Source organism: Thermostichus sp. MS-CIW-30 (assembly GCF_054058015.1).
Map to the genome: position 1 here is coordinate 23,955 of NZ_JBSRZW010000029.1, position 20,402 is coordinate 44,356.

The 20,402-nt window shown below is 57.6% G+C and carries 14 protein-coding genes and 1 pseudogene; 5 read left to right on the forward strand and 10 right to left on the reverse strand.

The window, feature by feature from the left end; translation table 11 throughout:
• The first annotated feature begins 37 nt into the window (after positions 1-37).
• Positions 38-757: a hypothetical protein gene (locus ACVWXW_RS11855; RefSeq protein WP_457403974.1), complete on the forward strand. Its 720-nt coding sequence runs from the start codon at positions 38-40 to the stop codon at positions 755-757.
• Between the two features lie 128 nt (positions 758-885).
• Here the strand turns inward: ACVWXW_RS11855 and ACVWXW_RS11860 are convergent, their stop codons facing one another.
• From ACVWXW_RS11860 to ACVWXW_RS11870, 3 genes are all read right to left on the reverse strand, one after another.
• Positions 886-1,707 carry a class I SAM-dependent methyltransferase gene (locus ACVWXW_RS11860; RefSeq protein WP_457403976.1) on the reverse strand — a complete coding sequence of 274 codons (822 nt, stop codon included), beginning with the start codon at positions 1,705-1,707 and terminating at the stop codon, positions 886-888.
• Positions 1,708-1,814: 107 nt separating this feature from the next.
• Entirely contained in the window at positions 1,815-3,737 is a 1,923-nt protein-coding gene (gene ftsH / locus ACVWXW_RS11865) for an ATP-dependent zinc metalloprotease FtsH (protein ID WP_457395727.1), read from the reverse strand.
• Between the two features lie 136 nt (positions 3,738-3,873).
• Positions 3,874-4,749 (reverse strand): SDR family NAD(P)-dependent oxidoreductase, encoded by an 876-nt coding sequence (locus ACVWXW_RS11870; protein WP_457395729.1) that lies wholly within the window; start codon positions 4,747-4,749, stop codon positions 3,874-3,876.
• 304 nt (positions 4,750-5,053) lie between these two features.
• On the opposite strand from ACVWXW_RS11870, the gene ACVWXW_RS11875 reads away from it, so the two are divergent.
• On the forward strand, positions 5,054-5,563 hold the full coding sequence (locus ACVWXW_RS11875) for a hypothetical protein (RefSeq protein ID WP_457403978.1): 510 nt from the start codon (positions 5,054-5,056) through the stop codon (positions 5,561-5,563).
• Positions 5,564-5,585: 22 nt separating this feature from the next.
• On the opposite strand, the gene ACVWXW_RS11880 is transcribed toward ACVWXW_RS11875, so the two are convergent.
• Positions 5,586-8,111: a DNA gyrase/topoisomerase IV subunit A gene (locus ACVWXW_RS11880; RefSeq protein WP_457403979.1), complete on the reverse strand. Its 2,526-nt coding sequence runs from the start codon at positions 8,109-8,111 to the stop codon at positions 5,586-5,588.
• 96 nt (positions 8,112-8,207) lie between these two features.
• Here ACVWXW_RS11880 and ACVWXW_RS11885 point away from each other — a divergent pair, with 96 nt between their 5' ends.
• A complete protein-coding gene (locus ACVWXW_RS11885; RefSeq protein WP_457398334.1) occupies positions 8,208-9,260 on the forward strand; it encodes an arsenic resistance protein in 1,053 nt (350 codons plus the stop codon).
• Here the strand turns inward: ACVWXW_RS11885 and ACVWXW_RS11890 are convergent.
• From ACVWXW_RS11890 to ACVWXW_RS11900, 3 genes and pseudogenes are all read right to left on the reverse strand, one after another.
• A pseudogene (locus ACVWXW_RS11890) lies at positions 9,257-11,162 on the reverse strand (ABC-F family ATP-binding cassette domain-containing protein). The gene ACVWXW_RS11885 and the pseudogene ACVWXW_RS11890 sit on opposite strands and share 4 nt — an antisense overlap.
• A 140-nt stretch (positions 11,163-11,302) precedes the next feature.
• Positions 11,303-12,307 (reverse strand): phosphate/phosphite/phosphonate ABC transporter substrate-binding protein, encoded by a 1,005-nt coding sequence (gene phnD / locus ACVWXW_RS11895; protein WP_457403980.1) that lies wholly within the window; start codon positions 12,305-12,307, stop codon positions 11,303-11,305.
• A gap of 183 nt (positions 12,308-12,490) precedes the next feature.
• Entirely contained in the window at positions 12,491-13,213 is a 723-nt protein-coding gene (locus tag ACVWXW_RS11900) for a hypothetical protein (protein WP_011431684.1), read from the reverse strand.
• Between the two features lie 270 nt (positions 13,214-13,483).
• Here ACVWXW_RS11900 and ACVWXW_RS11905 point away from each other — a divergent pair, with 270 nt between their 5' ends.
• On the forward strand, positions 13,484-14,887 hold the full coding sequence (locus ACVWXW_RS11905; protein ID WP_457403981.1) for a phosphoglucomutase/phosphomannomutase family protein: 1,404 nt from the start codon (positions 13,484-13,486) through the stop codon (positions 14,885-14,887).
• A 187-nt stretch (positions 14,888-15,074) separates the two neighbouring features.
• On the opposite strand, the gene ACVWXW_RS11910 is transcribed toward ACVWXW_RS11905, so the two are convergent.
• The gene (locus ACVWXW_RS11910) at positions 15,075-16,121 is read right to left on the reverse strand and encodes a DUF7933 domain-containing protein (protein ID WP_457403982.1); all 1,047 of its coding nucleotides are present in this window, start codon (positions 16,119-16,121) and stop codon (positions 15,075-15,077) included.
• A 66-nt stretch (positions 16,122-16,187) separates the two neighbouring features.
• On the reverse strand, positions 16,188-16,853 hold the full coding sequence (locus tag ACVWXW_RS11915) for a hypothetical protein (RefSeq protein ID WP_457403983.1): 666 nt from the start codon (positions 16,851-16,853) through the stop codon (positions 16,188-16,190).
• A 322-nt stretch (positions 16,854-17,175) separates the two neighbouring features.
• On the opposite strand from ACVWXW_RS11915, the gene ACVWXW_RS11920 reads away from it, so the two are divergent.
• Positions 17,176-18,579: a hypothetical protein gene (locus tag ACVWXW_RS11920; RefSeq protein WP_457403984.1), complete on the forward strand. Its 1,404-nt coding sequence runs from the start codon at positions 17,176-17,178 to the stop codon at positions 18,577-18,579.
• 59 nt (positions 18,580-18,638) lie between these two features.
• On the opposite strand, the gene ACVWXW_RS11925 is transcribed toward ACVWXW_RS11920, so the two are convergent.
• Positions 18,639-20,246 carry a phytoene desaturase family protein gene (locus ACVWXW_RS11925; RefSeq protein ID WP_457403985.1) on the reverse strand — a complete coding sequence of 536 codons (1,608 nt, stop codon included), beginning with the start codon at positions 20,244-20,246 and terminating at the stop codon, positions 18,639-18,641.
• Between the last annotated feature and the right edge of the window lie 156 nt (positions 20,247-20,402).

A 20,402-nucleotide genomic window follows, 5' to 3' on the forward strand; every position in this document is an offset into this window, starting at 1 on the left:
AGCGGCTACAGTAGGGACGCAATGAATGTGGTTGCAGGTGGTGAGACAGTCTGGCAAAGGGCTTCGCCTGGGTATGCTGCTCCTCTGGGCTGGACTGGTGCCTGAGCGGCCAGTTTGGGCCAATTCCCAGCAAGCCCCTATTCCAGATCCGGTGCCGGCCACCCTCTCAGCCGCTTTGGATTTGGGCTTGGATGACCGAATTTTAGAAGACAGCCCCGTGTTGCGCCGCTGGCTGCAAAACCCGCCCAATCTCCTGGAAGAAATCCGCAACACGCCCGTCTTGCCCACCCGCTTGCAGGCCGGCTTTGAGTCCTCTTCGCACTGGCGAATCAGCCTGCAGGATTTGCGCCTGGGAGATCGCCTCACCCTCAGTGGTGACTATCGCCAATCTTCCGAACATCCCGAAGTGCGCCAGTACGGGTCGGAAATGCGTTACTTTCTGGCCCCCCTGGGATCCCGTTTTAATCTGGCGCCACAACTGGGGTATCGGGCTTTGGAACAAAAGAACCGCAGCCTCAGTGGAGTTAGCTATGGGGCTTTTGCCGTTTTGGCCTTGGCTCCCGGAGCTGCAGATTTGACCGGTAGCTACAGTTGGGTTGCCCCCCAGGAGCCGGAAGAAGGACAGGCCACCCTGGCGGAGATCACCGCTGCCTATGCCATTAGCCCTTCCTTTCGTCTTTCTGCTCGCTATAGCCTGCGCAACTCGACCCTGGATCGGGAGTTTAGCTTTGGCGTTGGGCTGGAGTGGATCCCCTAGCCTGCGCTCTCGCCCTCACTCCCAGGCCCTCTCCCGGTGGAAGAGGAGGGCTGGGGATCGACGCGACTTGGATTTGGGTGATGGCTCCGCTCTGGACTCAATGAATGGCCACCTCAACCCAGCCCAGATCAGAGGCGCACTGCCCGCACAAAGGCCACCCAACCCAAGCTGAGATAACGCTCCAACTGCAGCCCCACCTGTTGAAGGTGCTCGCGCAGCTGGGTTTCTGAGAAAAAATGAAGGCTGGTGGCTTCCAGCCATTGCTGCACCATCTGCCCCCATCCCTGGACCTGCTGGCTGTGCATCGAGACAAAGGCTCCTCCCGGTCTCAACACACGGGCAATTTCCCGCAAACAGGGATCCAAAGGCAATTCGTTCAAGGTGGCCCCGCTGATCACCGCCCCAAAAGTTCCAGAGGCGAGGGGAAGCTGTTCAGCCCGAGCCCGCATCAGGCTGTAGTGCTGCCAGTGGGGCTGCGCTTGTTGAGCGGCTTCCGCCAATACCCCTGCTGCATTGTCCAGGCCGATCACCGTCCGTTGTGGATCCTTGGCCAGGAGCAAGCGGCTCCAGTACCCCCCGGCAGTGCCCAAATCCAAGATGGGATCCCCCTCCCCCACCAACTCGGCCAGCAGTTGACTCTCCCGCTCGCTGCCAAAGCTCTCTCCCGTCAGCAGCGACAGGGCCCAGGGCCGCCAGAGGCGATCGTAGCCCCAGGCAAACCCAGGCAGATGGGCAATGGCTTGGGCCGGCGTGAGATGCAGGTCCGATGAGCTGCCGATAAAATCCACAGCCCCAGAAGCGGTGATGGGGTAAACCTGGCCGCAACTGGGACAATAAACCCGATCCGCCGCGGATCCCTGTTCCCGCCCTGGTGATTGGGTCAACCCTTCCCGACCGCAGCTCAGGCAGCGATAGAGGTGAACCGGCAAAGCAGAGAGCGAAGAGAGCATGCGACAGCCCAACGCAACCCAAAACTCGCGAGGAAAAGGGGGCAGCTGCCGGGATCCAGCCCCAACACCCCCCCCAGTTGTCTATCTGGCAATGGAGATGGGATCCCCTAGACCAACTTTGGACTCCGTCCCGCTTCCGGGAATGGACTGGGTAGGCCGACCTTCTCCGGGATGGGCACATACTCCGAGACAATCGCCCGGAATTCGTCGCCATCCAGGGTTTCCCGTTCCACCAAGGTATCGGCCAATCGATCCAGCAGAGGGCGGTGCTCCAGCAAAATCTGCTTGGCTTTCTGGTAACAGCTCTCCAGGATCTGCCGCACCTGGCGGTCGATCTTGGCGGCCACATCCTCCGAGTACTCGACGCGGTTCATCCAGCCGCCGCCCAAGAATACCTCGTTGTTGGGGGGATCCAACATCAAGGGCCCCAGCTCGGACATGCCAAAGCGGGTCACCATCTGCCGCACCAGATTCGTGTTCTGCTGCAGGTCGTTGCTGGCTCCGGTGGTCACTTCCGAGTAGCCGAAGACGATCTCTTCGGCCGCCCGACCGCCAAAGCCCACCACCACCCGATCCAGCAGCCAAGCGCGGCTGTACATGCCGGAGTCGATCTGCTCCTCGTTGGGCAGTTGCTGGGCAAAGCCACCTGCACCGCCGGAACGGGGGATGATGGTCACCTTGTTCAAGGGATCCGCGTGGGGCAAAAGTGTCATCAACAGGGCATGGCCACACTCGTGGTAGGCGATCAGGCGCTTGCTCTTGCCGTCCAGAAGCGGCGGCTTGGTCAGGCCAATGGTGATGCGGTCAATGGCGTCCTCAATGTCTTGGTTGGTGATGGCCATGCGCTGACGGCGGGCCGCCAAAATGGCCGCTTCATTGAGCAGGTTGGCCAGATCCGCGCCGGCAAAGCCAGGGGTACGGCGGGCAATCGCCTCTAGGCTGACCTCTTCCGCCAGCTTCTTGTTGCGGGCATGCACCCGCAAGATCTCGTAGCGCCCCTTAAAGCTAGGCCGATCCACCGTAATCTGGCGGTCGAAGCGCCCCGGACGCAAGAGAGCGGCATCCAACACATCAGGGCGGTTGGTGGCGGCAATCACGATAATGCCGGTGTTGCCCTCAAAGCCGTCCATCTCCGTGAGCAACTGGTTCAGGGTTTGCTCGCGTTCGTCGTTGCCACCGCCGATGCCGGCCCCCCGCTGCCGGCCCACCGCGTCGATCTCGTCGATGAAGACGATGCAAGGCGCATTCTCCTTGGCCTTCTTGAAGAGATCCCGCACGCGAGAGGCGCCCACCCCGACAAACATTTCCACAAACTCAGAGCCGGACAGGCTAAAGAAAGGCACTCCTGCCTCGCCGGCAATGGCCTTGGCCAGAAGGGTTTTGCCCGTCCCCGGCGGCCCCACCAACAACACGCCTTTGGGGATCTTGGCCCCAACAGCGGTGAAGCGCTCCGGCTTCTTCAAGAAGGTAACCACCTCTTGCAATTCTTCTTTGGCTTCTTCAATCCCGGCCACATCGTCGAACTTAACGCCGGTTTTGGCTTCCATCTGAAAGCGGGCCCGCGATTTGCCGAAGTTCATTGCCTGCCCAGGGCCGCCCGCTCCAGCACCGGCACGCCGCAGGAAAAAGAACAACCCTCCCAACAGCAACAGCGGGATCACCAGGTTGCCCAGAAGCGCCCAAAAGGCGCTGCCATTGCGGGTGGGTACCACTGCCACTTCGATCCCCTGCTCGGTGAGGCGGTCCACCAGTTGCGGTACGGTGTTGGGCAGCAGGTTCACTCGGTAGCGGGTGGAATGCTGGGTCTGGGGATCCACAGCCGTAACTTCAGCTACCAGATTGTTGTCCGTGAGGCGCACATCCGTAACCCGCCCCTCCTCGACGTAGCGCAAAAAGCGATCGTAGGTGAGGGCCGAGGCCAAAGCTGCATGGGCGGGTGCAGGCTGCAGCACCAGGCCGGATCCCTGCCAGAGACAAAAGCCCAGCAGGAGGGCGATCAGCCAGCGCTGGGGAGATAGAGGCTTGTTCATAGGGAAGAGAACGCTCGGTTATTAAAAGTCCTTTAACAAACTTAACCTGTCCCTCCTGGAAGGCACAACCCTACCCCCGCAAGGATGAGCTCCTGAGGGATCCCTGCCCCATCCGATGCCCGCCACCAGCCTGCAGTTAGGCCGAGCCGGGGGATCCCAGACCATCCAGCCCATAGACGCGCCGCCACATGGAGTCAGCCAGAGCAGCGGGCATGAGCCGCATCAGCCCCAACGCCACCTTACCCCCCGTGAAAGCGGTGTAGCGGTCGGAAGGGTGAGGATCGGTCATCGCCCTCAAGATCGGCTCCACCACTTTTTCCACCGGCCAGGCCATTTTGCTGAACGAGCTGGCCAGCTCGGCGGTCTTGTCCAAGATCGCCTTGTAGGGGCCGTTGGGGTTGACAACGGCAGCAAAGGTTTCTTCCGCCACGCGGCCAAACTCGGTGGCTACCGGCCCCGGCTCGATCAAGATAACCTTGATGCCGAAGGGGGCCACTTCCACCCGCAGGGCGTCGCTGAGGGCTTCGACAGCAAACTTGGTTGCGTTGTAAACGCCGCTGAAAGGCATGGACAGCTGGCCGGCCACCGAGCTGAGGTTGAGGATGCGGCCACTGCCCCGTTCCCGCATTTGGGGCAAGAGGGCACGGGTGAGGGCGTGCAAGCCAAATACATTCACCTCAAACTGGCGCCGCATGGCCGCCACATCCACCTCTTCCACCGGCCCCATCTGGCCATAGCCGGCGTTGTTCACCAGGATATCCACCCGGCCAAAGTGATCCAGAGCCTTTTGGGCCAGCGCCTCCACCTGGGCCGTATCGGCCATGTCGGTGGGCACCACCAGCGCCTCCGCTCCCCGACTCTCCACCAAGTCTTTGACGTTTCGCAGCAGCCCTTCCCGGCGGGCCGCCAGCACCAAGCGAGCCCCGCGTTTGGCCGCCTCCAGAGCGACGGCTTCCCCAATTCCAGCAGAGGCGCCGGTAATCAGCACCACCTGATTTGCAAGTGAAGGCATGGTTTCTTTTATCCAAACTCTCCACCATCCTAGAAGAACGACTGGGATCCCTGGAGAGGGGCAGCTCCGTCTTCCGAACTTCTGGATTCGGCATCCGCTATCATGGCTACATTGGGTAAACCCAGAAAACAGCCGGGACAAAGCCCGATAGACAGGTCTCTGCTTGGGCTGAAGTCCTATGGTGCTTTGATTTAAAGTAGAGAGTTGTGTATAGGGTGCAGCGACTGTGAAGTACTTCTGCAGGCGAGTTGGCCGAGGTCGATCTCTCTCCCCGGAAGAGCGTTGGGTTGTTACTGAGGTTCGATTGGCTCAATTGCTCAGGGCAGCGGAAGCCAACCTCAAGGCCAACTCTGAGCTGCGGCAGCAGCAGCAGGAGCAGCAAAAGCAACTGGAAGCCGAGCGCCGCCACAGCGAAGCCCTAAGAGACTCGACCGCCGATTTGCGCACCAGCGTGATGGAGCTGCGGGAAGGACAGGCCCTTTGGCAGAGCCATGTGGAAGAGCTGCGCTCCTGTCTGCGGGAGCTGCTCAAGGAACAAAGCGAACTGGTGCAGATTGTTGCCCAGCAGCAGCACATCCTGAAGGATTGTCAGGAAGTCATCCGCGCCATGCTGGAGCAAATGCGAGATGACCACCGAGACTTCCGCTCTGCCATCAGCATTTTGCTGGAGGAGCTGCACCAAACCGTGCGCTGTTTGGTTATCAGGTCAGGTGGCACCCTACCCAAGCCCGTTCGCCATCCCGAAGTGCCGGAGACGGATCCCGGCTCCCCGCCGACCGATTCGGCCTCGCCTGGGGAAGGCTCTTCGTCCTAGGGATCTTCTGCTCCCCCAAGAGCTATCCCACATCGCCTTCCGGCAGCCACTGCGGCCAGAACAGGCGCAACTCCCTGACCCGCTCCCCTTTGACCAGGAGGGATCCGCCCCCGGAGCGGCTTTGCAGCGGGATCTCGGCAGGAGAGAAGGAGTACACCTGTTCAGACTCCGTGATCACATCCAGTTGCAGATGGGAATGCCTCTCCAGCTCGGGGGGGAGACCCACCAAGCCCACCAGCACATCCCCTCGGTCGGAGAAGTGAAAGGCCGGCGCGCCCACCGGACTCCGCTCCAAGATGGGGATCTCGCTCAGGGGCAAGCGCTTCAGGTGGCCCAACCGGCTGGCCAGAACCAGGATCCCTTGCGGGGGCAGCAGCGCCATACCAACTATTCGCTCGGCGCGCCCCAAACGCAGGGCCGGCGATCCCATAGCCGCTCGACCCATCAAAGGGATCCCTTCGGCAGCCAGCCGCAGCACCCGTCCCCCTGAAGTCGCCAGAGCAACGCTGTAGCCTTGGCAGCCGGGATCCCAAAGGGCTGCCCAGCCCAGCTCATCTCCCTCTTTTAGCTTGAGGACGGTGGATCCCCGTTGGGTAAGGCCCATCAACTCTGCCAGGGCCAGCCGCTTGATCCGCCCCTGCCGGCTGAGCACCACCAAACTTGCCTTGCCCGGATCCGGAGCCAACGTGAAGGTGGCAACCATCGGCTCGGGGTTGGGGAGAAGGGTAACCAGAGGCACCCCCCGTGAGGACCCAGTGCTGAGGGGGATCCCTGCGATGGGCACGGTAAAAGCCTTGCCGCCGGCGGTGAGCACCAAGATTTCCTGCTCCAGCGTGACGCATTCCAGGCCGACCAGCACATCTTCCCCCAGTTCCCGTTGCGCGGGGTTGCTGCGGGAGCGACGGCCAGGCAGAGGCAGGCGGCGCACATAGCCCTTGCGGGTGAATTGCAGCAAGAAGTGGGTCTCTTCCGTCTCTTCGCCGCTGGGGATTTGGGCCACTTCCGCTTCCAGCTCCGAGGCCGAGAGGATCTGGGTGCGCCGGGGATCCCCGAAGATTTTCTTCAAGTGGCGCAGCTCTTTTTTCAGGTAGTTCAAGAGCTTGCGGCGGTCGCTGAGTAGCCCCTGCAGTTCTTCGATGCGGGCCTGCAACTGGGCATGTTCCTGGTGCAGCCGTTCCCGCTCCAATCCCGTCAGGCGACGCAGAGGCATGGCCAAAATCGTCTCTGCCTGCTGGGGGGTACAGCCCAGGCGAGTTTGCAATTGGGCTTTGGCCGTGGTGCCATCGGGCGCTTGCCGCAGCAGCTCGATCACCCCCTCCAGATCCGCCAACGCCAGCAACATTCCTGCCACCTCTTCCGCCTTGCGCTGCACCTGCTGCAACTCGGCACGGAACATCCGGTTGAGGGTGGCCTCGCGAAATTGCAAAAAGTGCTGCAGGATCTCTTTGAGGCTCAGCTGCCGCGGTTCCCCGTTCACCAAAGCCAGCAGGATGGCTCCAAAGTTGCTTTGCAAAGGGGTGAGCTTATACAACTGCTGCAAAACCGCCTGTGGGTTGGCCTCTCGCTTCAGCTCCACCACCACGCGAATGCCGCTGCGATCCGACTCATCGCGCAGATCGGCGATGCCGCTGATGCGGTCTTGGTTGGCCAGCTCGGCCACTTTTTCGATCCAGGCGGCTTTGTTCACCTGGTAGGGAAATTCAGTGATCACCAGAGCAGGCCGCCGGTGGCGTCCTTTGCCCGGCTGGATCTCCTCAAATCGGGCTACCCCCCGCAGGGTGATGGAACCGCGCCCGGTGAGGTAGGCTTCGCGGATCCCTTGGGTGTCTAAGATTTGGCCGCCGGTGGGAAAATCCGGCCCTGGGATCCAGCGCAACAGTTCCTCAGGGCTGAGGTCGGGATGGTCGATCAAAGCCAACAGGCCATCCACCACTTCCCCCAGGTTGTGGGGTGGGATATTGGTGGCCATGCCCACAGCAATGCCGGCAGAGCCGTTGAGCAGCAAAATGGGCAAGCGGGCCGGAAGAACGGTGGGCTCCGCCTGGGATCCGTCGAAATTGGGCATGAAATCGACGATCTCTTCCGACACCTGCTCCAGAAGCGCTGTGTGGCTCAGCTCCGCCAGCCGGCACTCCGTGTAGCGCATAGCCGCCGGCGGGTCATCATCCACAGAGCCGAAGTTGCCGTGTCCCGCCACCAGGGGATAGCGGCTGGAAAAGTCTTGTGCCATGCGCACCAGCGCGTCATAAACTGCCTGATCCCCGTGGGGGTGATATTTCCCCAGCACATCCCCCACCACCCGTGCGCATTTGCGGTAGGGGCGATCCGGCGTCAGGCCCAACTCGTGCATGGCATAGAGAATGCGGCGGTGCACCGGCTTTAAGCCATCCCGGACATCTGGCAAGGCCCGCCCGACAATCACGCTCATGGCGTATTCCAGGTAGGAGCGCTGCATCTCCCCCTGCAAATCGGTGGCAATCACCCGCCCTTGACGCGGCCCCCCGTTCGATTCGGATCCCAGTCCGTCGAGAGTCAGTTGCTGAGTCATGGCACACAGGAGCGGAACGCTTTCCAGGTTACTCTAGCCGCTTCTCTGGTTCTTGCGAGGTGGGATCCCACACTGACAGGGGCTGAGAGACTGGAAATGCTGCTCACTATCCATCGAGTTGTATCCATGCGTTTCTCTGAAAGAGCTCAACCTTTGCTCGTTGTGGTATCGATCGGCGTGGGTCTGGCCCTCACAGGATGGCCAAACTCTGTCCAAATCTTAAGAGGCTGGGTACAACCTCTGTTGGCTTTGCTGCTTTATCTCACTTTCCTGGGCATTCCACTCGCATCTGGGGGAAAGGTTTTTTTTCAGAAACTTGAGCAGGTTAATCGCGCTTCTAAAGCTGTATTGGCAGTGGCGTTGGCCAGTTTGTCGATCAACTTTCTGTGGACTCCGATTTTTGCCTGGGGATTGGGGGCTGTTTTTTTATCGGATCTGCCAGATTTGTGGGTTGGCCTGCTCATGTTGATGGTAACTCCTTGTACGGATTGGTATTTGGTTTTTACAGGGATAGCGGGTGGAAATGTGGTTTTAGCAACGGCCCTGTTGCCTGTTAATTTGGTTCTGCAAGTTTTGCTTTTGCCAGTTTATCTTTTGCTTTTGGCAGGAGATTTAGTCGAATTAAATGTTGAAATTTTATTGTCAGGCTTGTTTTGGATCCTTTTCTTGCCTTTGCTGGCAGCAGCACTCACACAATACTCCATTCGGCAAATCAAAACGGAACGTGGAGAGAGGGGATCCCTTGAAAGCTATCAAGACCGGATTAGCATCATGCAGATTGTGGCTTTGAATCTAGCGATAGTTTTTATTTTTGCCACTGAAGGAAGCATTCTCGCTGAGAATCCAGCCCTACTTTTCAAGCTTCTGCCTCCCATTCTGGTTTTTTTCGCCGTCAACTTCCTCTTGGCTTACCAGGTCAGCCGCTGGCTGGGTTTGGCTTATGAGGAGTGGGTCTGTTTGACCTGTACAACCTTGGCTCGCAATTCTCCGCTTGCTTTGGCCATTGCTGCTTCTGCTTTTCCGCAGCGTCCGTTGATCCTTCTGGCTTTGGTGATCGGCCCCCTGATCGAGCTGCCGGTTTTGACGATTGTTGCCCAGATGCTGTTGCAAATTCGACAGAAGAGATGCTGGAAGCAGGCTCGACGCTAGTTGAGGTGGCGCTCGGCCAATTCTAGCCAACGGGCGGTCCCGGAGTCGATGGCGGCGGTTAAGTCTGCCAGTTTCTGGGCTAACTTTTGCACTTCGCTGTAGCCGCTGGGAGGGTTGTGATAAAGGATCTGCTCAATTTCAGCTTTTTCTGCCTCCATCTGCGGAATTTGGCTTTTAAGCTGCTCATATTCCCGTTTTTCTTTGAAGGAGAGTTTTCTGCTTTGTGGGATCCTATCAAGCTCTTTTTCAGGCTGGGGAATGAGAGGGACAGACTCAGGGCGGGCGGATTTGATCTCACTCTCTTGGCGCTGCTTATGCTCCAGATAAACAGAATAGTTGCCAGGATATTGCCGGATTTGGCCGGATCCCTCAAAGGCGAAGATGCGATTCACGGTGCGATCCAAAAAATAGCGGTCATGAGACACCACGATCACACAACCATTGAATTCTTCCAGATAGTCTTCCAATACTGCCAAGGTTTGCACATCCAGATCATTGGTGGGCTCATCCAAAATCAACACATTCGGCGCTTGCATCAACACCCTCAACAAAAACAAGCGGCGGCGCTCACCACCGGAAGTGGAGTGGGGCATATTGTTGATTGGGGGGAAAGAGAAAGCGCTCCAACATTTGCGATGCGGTGATCGTCTCCCCATCGGCAGTTTTCACCAGCTCTGCCACTTCTTTGAGGTACTCGATCACCCGTTGGTCGGGGTTGAGGCTGAGATCGTCAGAGTGTTGGTCGAAGTAGCCAATGTGGATGGTGGGGCCAATCTCCACTCGGCCCGCATCTGGAGCCAATTTGCCGATGATGATATTCATCAAAGTCGATTTTCCCGCCTCATTGGGGCCAATAATGCCCACCCGATCATCGGGGGCAAAGGTATAGGTAAAGTCTTGAATGAGGAGTTGGTCGCCGTAGGATTTGTGGATCCCTTCTAGCTCGATCACCTTTTTGCCGATGCGACGCCCGGCGGTCGCAATATCCACTTGTCCCAGAGCTTGCTTGAATTCTTGATTTTGTAGGTCTTCGATGCGCTGTTTGCGGGCTTTTTGCTTGGTGCTGCGGGCTTTGGCGCCTCGTTTGAGCCATTCCAATTCCCGCCGTAAGAGATTGGCATACTTGCGTTGGGATCCCTTTTCGACCGCTTCAGCAGCCGCTTTTTTCTCCAGGTAGTAAGAGTAGTTGCCGCTGTAGGCATACAGATCGCCGCGATCAATTTCCAGAATGCGCTGGGTAACCCGATCCAAAAAATAGCGGTCGTGGGTGATCAGCAGCACTGCCCCAGCAAAACGATTCAAATAATCTTGCAACCATTCCACCGATTCGGCATCCAAGTGGTTGGTGGGCTCATCCATCAGTAGAGCATCTGGCTCTGCCAAGAGGGCTGACGCAATGGCAATCCGCTTACGGTATCCCCCCGACAAATCGCCAACGCGGGCCTGAAAGTCTGCAATGCCCAAACGGCTGAGAATGGTTTTGGCCTGGGTTTCCAGATCCCAAGCGGATTCCACCTCGATACGCTCGCTAATACTGGCCAACTGGGATAACAGACTGGGATCCCCACCTTGATGGGCCAAGCGATGGGAAAGCTCCTCGTAGGCTCGGATCAAGCGCATTTTTTCTCCGGCAGCCGCAAACACCTGCTCCAGCACCGTATGCTCGGGATCCATCTCTGGCTGTTGGGGTAGGTAGATTATCCTCGCCCCAGAACTGACCCAGAGGTCGCCCCCATCGATGGGTTCTAGGCCAGCGATCATCTTGAGCAGTGTGGATTTTCCGGAACCGTTGGTGCCGATGATGCCGACTTTATCGCCTTCTTCTAGGCTGAAACTGGCATTCCTCAGGAGTTCCTTGATGCCAAAATCTTTGCGAACGGAGTTGAGGGTGAACAGGGCCATGGGGGATCAGGATGCTGGGATCTGCAGGATAGGTCTGCAACGATGATACTGTCCGGCTCGATCCTGACTGTTGCAGGACAACAAAAAGGGATCCCCGATCGAGAAGGGATCCCATAAGTGAAAGATCTGCTGGAGAGGATTTAGAGCTTGTACTCCACGCCGCTGGCTTTATCAATAGTGCGGATCACTTCCCAATACTCTTTGTAAGTGATGGTAATGAACTGCTCCCCACCACTCTTGCCAAACTCTTCCGCTAGCTTGGTGCCTTCCCACTTAAAGGTGAAGAAAGCCTCTTTCACTTTTTCCGCCACTTCTGGGTGGAGGTTGTAGACAACTCCATAGGCTGTGGTGGGGAAAGTTTGAGATTTGTAGATGGTGCGAATTTTGCTGGGATCAATCGTGCCCCGCTTGGCCATGCGGGTCATCACGGAGTTGGCAATAGCCGCCGCCTCGTAGTCACCGTTAAACACACCCAAGATAGAGTTCTCGTGGTTGCCTGAGAAGACAGTTTGGTAGTCAACCCCGGGCTCCATGCCAAATTCCCCTTTCAGCAGCGCCGAAGGAGCCTTAAAGCCAGAGTTGGAGGTTTCGCTAGTGAAAGCCAATTGCCGACCGCGCAGATCTTCGATGGATTGGATATCGCTATCGGCAGGAACGATGATCTCCATTTCGTAGCCGAAGCTGCCATCCAAGCTGGCCATCATAGCAAAAGGACGGAAGCCCACCGCATTCACCGCCAAAGGGACAGAGCCGGTGTTAAAGCCGGTCACATGCAAACGGCCCGCCCGCATCGCTTCCAACTGAGCAGCATTGGACTGCACTGGGAAGTATTCCACCTTCTTGCCGGTTACCTCTGCCAAGTGATCGAGAAACTCAGCCCAAACGTTCTTGTAAACTGAGGGATCCTCAACGGGGGTGTAGGCAAAGATCAGGGTATCCGGATTGATCCACTCGTTCGGATCTTCCGGCACATCGGCAATCAAATCGCCATCGCGGTCGCAGAAGCGCACATCCATCTCCGGCGGACGGGGGCAATCTTTGGCCTGGGCATGCACCAGTCCAGACAGGGCTACAGAAGCACCGGCCACGGTGGCAACTAGCCCCACGAGCAAAGAGCGACGGCCTGCCAAGAAAGTTTTCATCATAGTGTCTATTGACTCCTCAATGAGGGCTCAGTGTTTCTTCAAGGAACAGATAGAAAATAGCAGGCTAGAGTTAACTTTTTGTTAAGCGAAGATTCAGAAAAGGTAATCTCCACTCAAAATCCGCAGAATTTCAGAGAGGGATCCCAGTGATTGCTACTGATACGCTGGGTTTACCCGTAGAACTCACTCCCAGGCCCGAATGGCCGAAATGGCCACCAGCAAGCTACCAAAACCGACAACACCCGCCAAAAATGCCCCAAAGTGCCCTTCGGTTTCGGGTAGCTCGTGCTTCAGCACTTGAAAGATTAAAACCCCCGCTACAAAGGCAATGCTGGCGGCTAAGGCTATCTCCGGCAAAATGGCCCTTTGCCCCATCAGCCAACCGACAAAAAGGGATCCGATCAACAGCCAACGCCCTTGGTGCTGAAATAAGTGGGGATGATGCTCAAATAGATCTTTACAGACGATGCTGAGGTGGATAGCCAAAGCGATGGTCAGCAACAGGCAACTGAGCCATTCTTGCACCGTGTGTCTTAGCAAATAACCCAGAATTACGCTGTAGAGCGTAAAGAAACCAATGTGAACGGAAAATATCCTTGGATGCAGCAATGCCTCTTGCTTGGAAGATTGGGCCAGCCCCTCCAACCCATATACCGTAACAATGCCCAGCAACATGAGCAGATGAATGTGTTCAATCAAATAGCCCAACACAGGCACTTCTAGGGGCATCAAGTGTTGTTGCAGCTCCGTCACTTCCGCCAAAAAAGCCGTGAACACATAGGCCAGAGAAATCCCTCCACCCAGAGAGAGCCAGTAGCGCTGCGGAATGTTGTGCAGGAGTTGCTGTAGCCGCCGGGTGAAGAAGATCACCCCAATCAAGGTCAGCAGAAGGAGTAGGCTGAACATCTTGGCACCACAACTTGCAGAACTGTACCCACGTAAATACGCGGAGGAACTCCCTCGCAGATACCTTGGGCCGTCAGGCTGGGAGCTGGATTGATGAACCCTGCAAGAGAAACTCCTCTCTTATTACCCCCGCTCCAGCTGAGAATGCAGCCCATTTTGCCTGAGAGTGGGCTGAGAAACCGCAGATCAACCGCTTTTTCGTCCTCCTTGAAACCATTGACCTTGGCATCATGCTATGAGTTGATGCGACGGGATCCGATACATCAAGCCATGCCCACCCCCCCCATCCGCTTTGGCACCGACGGCTGGCGAGCCGTGATTGCCGATGCCTTTACTTTCCAAAACTTGGCCCTTGCCGCCCAGGCCGGCGCCCAAGTGTTGGCCCGCACCTATCCCGGCGAAGGGATCCTGATTGGCTACGACAACCGCTTTCTCTCGGAGCGCTTTGCCGCCCACGCTGCCGAAGTGGTGGCCCGATTGGGGATCCCGGTCTATCTCTCCACCTGTGTGGCCCCAACGCCGGCCTTTAGCTGGGGTGCCAAGGAGCGGGGCTGCCACGGCGCTTTGGTGATCACCGCCAGCCACAACCCCCCCCACTATTCCGGCCTCAAGGTCAAGGGAGGATTTGGTGGCTCCGTGCCGCCGGAAGTTACCGCCGCCATCGAGCAGGATATGCGCCACCTGCAACCTCTTGGATCCCACAAGGCCCCCATCCACACCTGGGATCCCTGGCCCGGCTACCTGGCTCAGCTCAGCCGCTTTGTGGATCTGGAAAAGCTCAAGGGATCCCCGGCCAAGATCTGGGTGGATGTCATGTTTGGCTCTGGCGCCGGTGGCCTCAAGCGCCTACTGGGGGAGAAGGTGATTGAATTGCAGGCCCACCGGGATCCCTTATTTGGGGGATTTCCCCCTGAGCCTTTGCCGCAAAACCTGCAGGCTTCCGCTCAGATCATCGCAGCGGATCCGGCCCCCTTGAAAATGGGCCTGGTCTTTGATGGAGATGCCGACCGCATTGCCGCCCTGGATGGGCAGGGCCATTTCCTCAGCCCCCAGATCCTGATCCCCATCTTGATCGACCACCTGGCCGGGCGACGCGGCTTGCGGGGCGAGATTGTCAAAACCATCAGCGGCTCCGAACTGTTTGTTAAAGTTGCGGAGCACTACGGCCTGCCGGTTACGGAAATGCCGGTGGGCTTTAAGTACATCGCCGAGCGCATGATGAGCACCCAGGTGCTGTTGGGCGGAGAAGAATCGGGCGGCATCGGCTACCTGGGCCACATTCCCGAGCGGGATGCCCTGCTTTCGGCCCTGTATCTCATCGAAGCGGTTACGGAAACCGGCCAAGATCTCAGCGCCCTTTACCGAGCTTTGCAGGAACGGGAAGGGTTCACCTCTGTTTACCTGCGCCGCGATCTCCACCTCGCCGATCAAAATCAACAAACCCAGCTCTTCCAGCGGCTGCAAAAGGATCCCCCGCTTGAGATTTTGGGGCAGCAGGTGATCAAACATTTCGACAAAGATGGCCACAAATTCACCCTCGCCAACGGCAGTTGGGTGATGATTCGCGGCAGCGGCACCGAGCCTCTGCTGCGGCTGTACTCGGAAGCCAAAACCCCGGAAGAAGTGAATCGCCTGCTGGATTGGGCAGCCGGCTTGAACAGCACAACAGCTTAATATCCCAGATAATCTTTTGCGCAAAGCTGGATCCCTTTGACTCTTGAGTGCAGAGACTGAGAGGCTGCCAAACTGCGGCAGCCTACAGGGTTGGCCTCTCCCCCCAAGCTCTGCTGAGCAGCATAGGAATGCTCACAGCTTGACCCATCTGCCTCACTTTTACTTGGGTCAAGGGTAAGAACTCTAATTAAAAGAAAGTTACAGTAGCTGCACTAGAAGTCGCTGGCGGCGCGCCATTGCTCAAGAGAGTAACAGGTGGATTGGTGTAGATCGCAGACATGGGCATCGTTTGTTCGACCAATACAGAAACTACGCAGGAGGTGCCTGCTGCTAGGCTTCCGTTCATGAGAGAAATCGTGGTCCCAGGGGTAAGCATACCACTGCAGGTGTTTGAGGTAACTGCTGGACTCGTAATTTGTAACCCTGTGGGCAAAGTGTCGATGAAACTGAGGCCGGTTATGGGAACAGTTGCAGTGTTCGTAATTGTGAAGACAACAGCCACGACGTTGCCGTTTTGAGTCGAGTTAGGAACAAACTGCTTATTGAACGTTGGAGCAGGAACCGAGATCACTGACAGATTAACAGGTGTGCTTTGAACAGCAGGAGCCTGGTTACTGGTCAGAGTTACGGCAGGGTTAGTATAGGTACCTGTGCCTGCAGCAACAACCTGAACAGTAACTGTACAAGTTGCATTGGCAGCCAGTGTTCCACCGCTTAGAGTGATTAGGGCCGCGCCTGAAGTCGGAGCAAATGATCCACCACAGGCATTGGTGGAGTTGGGCGGATTGGCAACAAACAACCCTGTAGGCAGGTTGTCTGCAAAGTTGAGGCCAGTCAGTTGGATGCCAGAGTTGTTGGTGATTGTGAAGCTTAGGGTTACGGGAGCGTTTGGTGAGGTTGTGGAAGGACTGAAGCTCTTGGTAAACGTCGCCAGGGGGCCTGGAGGCAGGCCAACGATGCTGGGAGAGGGGTTCGGGCTGGGCAGGGGCGGGATCGTCGGCGCCGACACAGGAGGGGGCACAAGAGGGCTGGGTTGACCTGGGGGAACAGATCCAATCGGAGGAGTGGATGGCAGCCCTACCCCCGTTCCTCCGGGTTCCGTATTTGGGTTTTGCACAGGGATGATTGGCCCTGGCAGCGAGCTGATTGGATTCCCCTCTTTAGTTTGTTGACAAGCTGTTAACAAGCCCAAACACAGGCAAGCCAAAACCCCAGCTACTTTTCCCGTTTTCATTCCCTCATCCTCCTGCCATTCAACTCTCTCGTGGCACAAACCCAAACAGCCTTACTCAGCTCCAGCTTAGTTGGCTTCGGCGCGCGCTTCCAGCCTCAGAGCCTGACCAAATGAATCTCGGATGACCACGATCACCAAAACTCTTTCCCCCGCAGCAACATTGGCATTGTAAGCAGCCAGGCTAGCCGGAAAGGTGAAGCCGTTGGTGAGGGTGATCCCGTTGATTCGGTCGTCGTAGCTGTTGCCTCTGCCTATCAGCGTATTTCTAAACTGCTCGATTGCCGTCGGCAAAAAGATACCGGTAATATCCGTGCCGCGACTGATGTTAAAAAACTGAACCTCTACGCTCCTGATCACTCCTGGAGCAAGTAAGCCGCGCAAGGTGATAGTTACAAAGGCGGATCCCACTGGCGGAATGCCAGAAAGCAGCAAAAGATTAAACTCCCCAGCTGGAGCTGGCCGCAAGCTAGGCGGATCCGGTAGGTCGGGCTGGATGGGCGGCGGGGTGATGGGGGCGAAATCCGGACCAGGGCGGAAGGTGATAGGCGTGAGATTGGGGGCAATCGTGGGGGCAACGGCCACAGGAGGAGGCGTGGCACCGCTAGAAGCCAGTAGAGGCGGCACCCCGCTGGTGGTCTCGCTACTGCAGCCGGTAATTAGCGCAACCGAAGCACAGGTTGCCCAAAGAGAGAGGCCGCCACGGCCAAGGGCTGAGCCAAAACGTCGTCTCATCGAAAAATCTCCACTCACTCACACCACATCAAATGTCTTAGGCAGCGTCCAGCGGGGATCCACCGAGCTTGCTCAAGTCTTATGCATCTGCACAATTTCAAGGGGGATGCCTGCTGTTAGTTCTACTGCATCCTAGAGCGTTGTCAAGCGAGCGGCAGAGCAAATGCAAGAAATTGTTCTGGAAATGGCCCATCCCCTAGATATGGGGTATCATAGCCTCGAGCAGGGGCGGCCAGCTTACCTGTAGTGTTAGGGGTTGGGTGCCTTCTCCCCATTTTGTGTGTGGATTTGCCCAGATTCAAGGTGTGTGAGGAAGTGCCTTATGAACTTCAAAGGTCGCTCATTAGCGGTTTTGTGTGGAGTCTTGCTGCTAGGCGGCTGCGGCGAGGTTAATGAGTCTCCGACCTTGCCTGGGCCTGTCCAGGTGGATCCGGCTGCCTTTGTCTCGGCCCAGGAGTATCGCTTTACCCCCGGCTCAGTGCTGGAGACCACCAGCCTCCGCTTGGACTATGTCAATCCGAGGTTTGACAACAGGATCCCTGTGCGCACCAACCCCCTCCAAGGCAGCGGTGAAGCTCGCATCGCCAATGTTGAAGCCCGCATCTTGCCTGTGAACGAGATCCCAGCCAGTGACTTGACGATTGACTCCACCCTTCGCTCCAGCACCCTGGCCATCCAAATTGGGCGAACCACACCGCTGGTGAATCTCATTGCCTTCGGCCCTAATGACGGCAGGCTATCTACGCAATTTAATATCGCCGGGCTGGTTGCAATTTCGACAAACCCCAATGATCAGCGCATTCGAGTGAACACAACCTTTAGAGCCGCCAGGGAAGGTACTGTCTTGACTCTCACCGTGCGCCGAATCTTGGTGAATAGGAATGGCAACCAAGTTGTCCTAGAGGGAGATTCTTCTCTCATTGTCCGCACCACGGGGGTACTCTATGAAGATCCTGGCCCCAACGGCGACCCACCAGCAGGAAGCTTCGTGAACCCACCAGAAGGAGTATCTGCCATTCTCCAGACAGGTAGTTTCTCCGCCAGCTTTGTGGTGCGGCAGCGGGGCGTTGCGGGCGATGGCACTCCCGAGGACGCCTTGGCTCTCTTTGCCCGCCTAAACTTCCGGCCCAACCAGGCGGAGATTGTCTATCGTCCCGCCCAGGTGGGTACGCAGTCAGTGCTGTTTGCTCCAGATCCGACTCGGCCCAACATCTTGCCCAATCAGTTGGTGCGTATCCGGCGCCTGTTGAACGGCCGCGTACAGGCGGAGTTTGATCCAGCCAACGTCAGCACAGTCCTCAACTTTGTGCAGGTCAGCCCGCCGCCACGACCTTTCCCCACACCGATACCGCAATTGCCGGAATTGCCGGTTCCTGATCGTCCGGGTGCCCCAACAGTCTTTGATTACTTTTTCTCATTACGAACTGAAAGGGAAGAAGGCGAGGATACTCCAGTTGTTTTGCAGGGCATCGTGCCTGCAACGGGGGATTTCGTCTTCCGCACCTTGGCCGGAGCACAGTTATCAGGGCCGTTTAACCGGCTTGATATTGGTGGGGGAACACAAAGAGGAAATCTGAACCTTGTCTTCGATTCAACGACCTCTGCTGAGCGCATTTCCGGCCAGTGGTTCATAGAACAGGAGTTCCCTACTAACAACCTTGAAGCTAGAGAAGGGGCCATTTTGATCATCCGTGGGTTCTTTGAGGGAACTGAGGTGCGGCTGTAACCCAGGCAACCCGTTTGATCCCAGAGCAGGGATCCGCTCTGGCTTGGCCTTTTCGTCGGTCAGAGCTTGGGTAGATCTCTGAGCACCACCTGTGCGCAGTTGTGGCCAGGGATCCCGGTCACTCCGCCTCCTGGGTGCGCCCCTGAGCCGCAGAGGTAAAGGCCGGGTATGGGGGATCGATAGTCGGCCAGGCCGGAGATGGGCCGCAGGTTGTAGCTTTGATCCGGCGTCATTTCCCCGTGAAAAATGCTGCCCCCCACAAGGCCGAAGCGGGCCTCCAGATCCACAGGCGACAACATCTGCCGCGCAATCACGGCATTTTTGATGTTGGGGGCAAATTGGGCAATTTTGTCGATTACCCGATCGGCAAATTCCTCCCGTAGGCCATCGTTCCAGTCTCGCCCTTTGGGTTGGTAAGGCACAAACTGGCAGAAGCAGGAGAGAATGTGCTTGCCTGGGGGAGCCATCGTCGGGTCGGTGGGGGATTGGCTGTAGATCTCGATAAACGGATCCCGGGAAGGGATCCCGTACTTGCAGTCATCCCAAGCCCGCTCCAGATAGGCCACCGAGGGAGCAATGTCTACCGTGGCGGAACTGACCACTTCTGGGGGCACTTCAGCAGGGGCCGCCGTGTAGCGGGGCAGTTCCTCCAGGGCCAAGTTGAGCTTGTACACCGGGCCTGAGGTGCGGTAGTGCCGTTCTAGCCGGTCACGCAAGTCTGGGGGCAAAGAGGAGCAGAGTCGCAAAAAGGTGATCTGGGGATGGGCATTGGAGAGAACCGCCCGCGCCCGCACGGTTTCCCCCGATTCGAGGATAACCCCAGCGGCCTGCCCACTCTCCATCAAGATCTCCGCCACTGAAGCAGACGTGCGGATCTCCACCCCTAAGTCCAGAGCTGCCTTGGCCATCGCTTGGGTAATGGATCCCATCCCACCGCGCACATAGCCCCAGACCCCACGCGAGCCAATGGCCCGACCTACCGCATGGACTAGCCAAATGTAGGGCGTACCTGGAGTCATCGGCCCGGCAGAGGTGCCGATCAAAGATTGGGGAGCCATCGCCGCCTTGACTTGCTCCGACTCGAAGAATTCATCCAGGAGATCAGTGGTCGAGAGGAGCATAATGCGGCGGAAATCGTCTTCATAGCCAGCAGCTGCAAAGCGATCCGCCAGTTGCCCCAGTGAAATCGGCGGCTGCATCAAAGTTGGCTCCACCACCTCGTTCACCCGATCCCAAAACTCCTCCCAGCGGTCGTAGGCTTCCGCATCTTTGCGAGAAAACTTGGCAATTTCCGCCTTGCTCTTGGCACGGTTATCGGCATACAGGAAGAGGTGCTGCCCATCCGGGAAAGGCATGAAGTAGGAAGGTTGCTTGGCGTAGACCTCAAAGCCATAGTCCGGCAGGCGCAGATCGCGAATGATCTCCGGTCGCAGCAAACTACAGGAATAGGAAGCCACCGACACGCGAAAGCCCGGGTGAATTTCTTCTGTAATGGCAGCCCCACCAACGGTGTGATAGCGCTCCAGCACCAGCACTTTTTGCCCGGCCTTGGCCAAATAGCAAGCGCTCACCAGCCCGTTGTGCCCGGCCCCAATCACCACCGCGTCGTAGCTCATCGACAATCCTTCTGCAAACGCTTCTCCACCCACAATACTCCTGCCAGCCAAGACTCGATCTGCCGGCAAGGGATCCCTGCCTTAACCGATGGAAAAAACGTAAACTACCCGACCCTGACTGCTTCGCAGTACAGGGCGGGCTTTCGGTAGCCCTGCAGTTGGCAAGCCAACCACGGGCCTCTAGGCTGGTTTACGACAGCCCCAAGC

Bases quoted from the DNA above. Each gene is read 5' to 3' on its own strand.
- ACVWXW_RS11860 (WP_457403976.1), bottom strand. From the start codon at position 1,707: ATGCTCTCTTCGCTCTCTGCTTTGCCGGTTCACCTCTATCGCTGCCTG.
- ftsH (WP_457395727.1), bottom strand. From the start codon at position 3,737: ATGAACAAGCCTCTATCTCCCCAGCGCTGGCTGATCGCCCTCCTGCTG.
- ACVWXW_RS11870 (WP_457395729.1), bottom strand. From the start codon at position 4,749: ATGCCTTCACTTGCAAATCAGGTGGTGCTGATTACCGGCGCCTCTGCT.
- ACVWXW_RS11880 (WP_457403979.1), bottom strand. From the start codon at position 8,111: ATGACTCAGCAACTGACTCTCGACGGACTGGGATCCGAATCGAACGGG.
- ACVWXW_RS11885 (WP_457398334.1), top strand. From the start codon at position 8,208: ATGCTGCTCACTATCCATCGAGTTGTATCCATGCGTTTCTCTGAAAGA.
- phnD (WP_457403980.1), bottom strand. From the start codon at position 12,307: ATGATGAAAACTTTCTTGGCAGGCCGTCGCTCTTTGCTCGTGGGGCTA.
- ACVWXW_RS11900 (WP_011431684.1), bottom strand. From the start codon at position 13,213: ATGTTCAGCCTACTCCTTCTGCTGACCTTGATTGGGGTGATCTTCTTC.
- ACVWXW_RS11905 (WP_457403981.1), top strand. From the start codon at position 13,484: ATGCCCACCCCCCCCATCCGCTTTGGCACCGACGGCTGGCGAGCCGTG.
- ACVWXW_RS11910 (WP_457403982.1), bottom strand. From the start codon at position 16,121: ATGAAAACGGGAAAAGTAGCTGGGGTTTTGGCTTGCCTGTGTTTGGGC.
- ACVWXW_RS11915 (WP_457403983.1), bottom strand. From the start codon at position 16,853: ATGAGACGACGTTTTGGCTCAGCCCTTGGCCGTGGCGGCCTCTCTCTT.
- ACVWXW_RS11920 (WP_457403984.1), top strand. From the start codon at position 17,176: ATGAACTTCAAAGGTCGCTCATTAGCGGTTTTGTGTGGAGTCTTGCTG.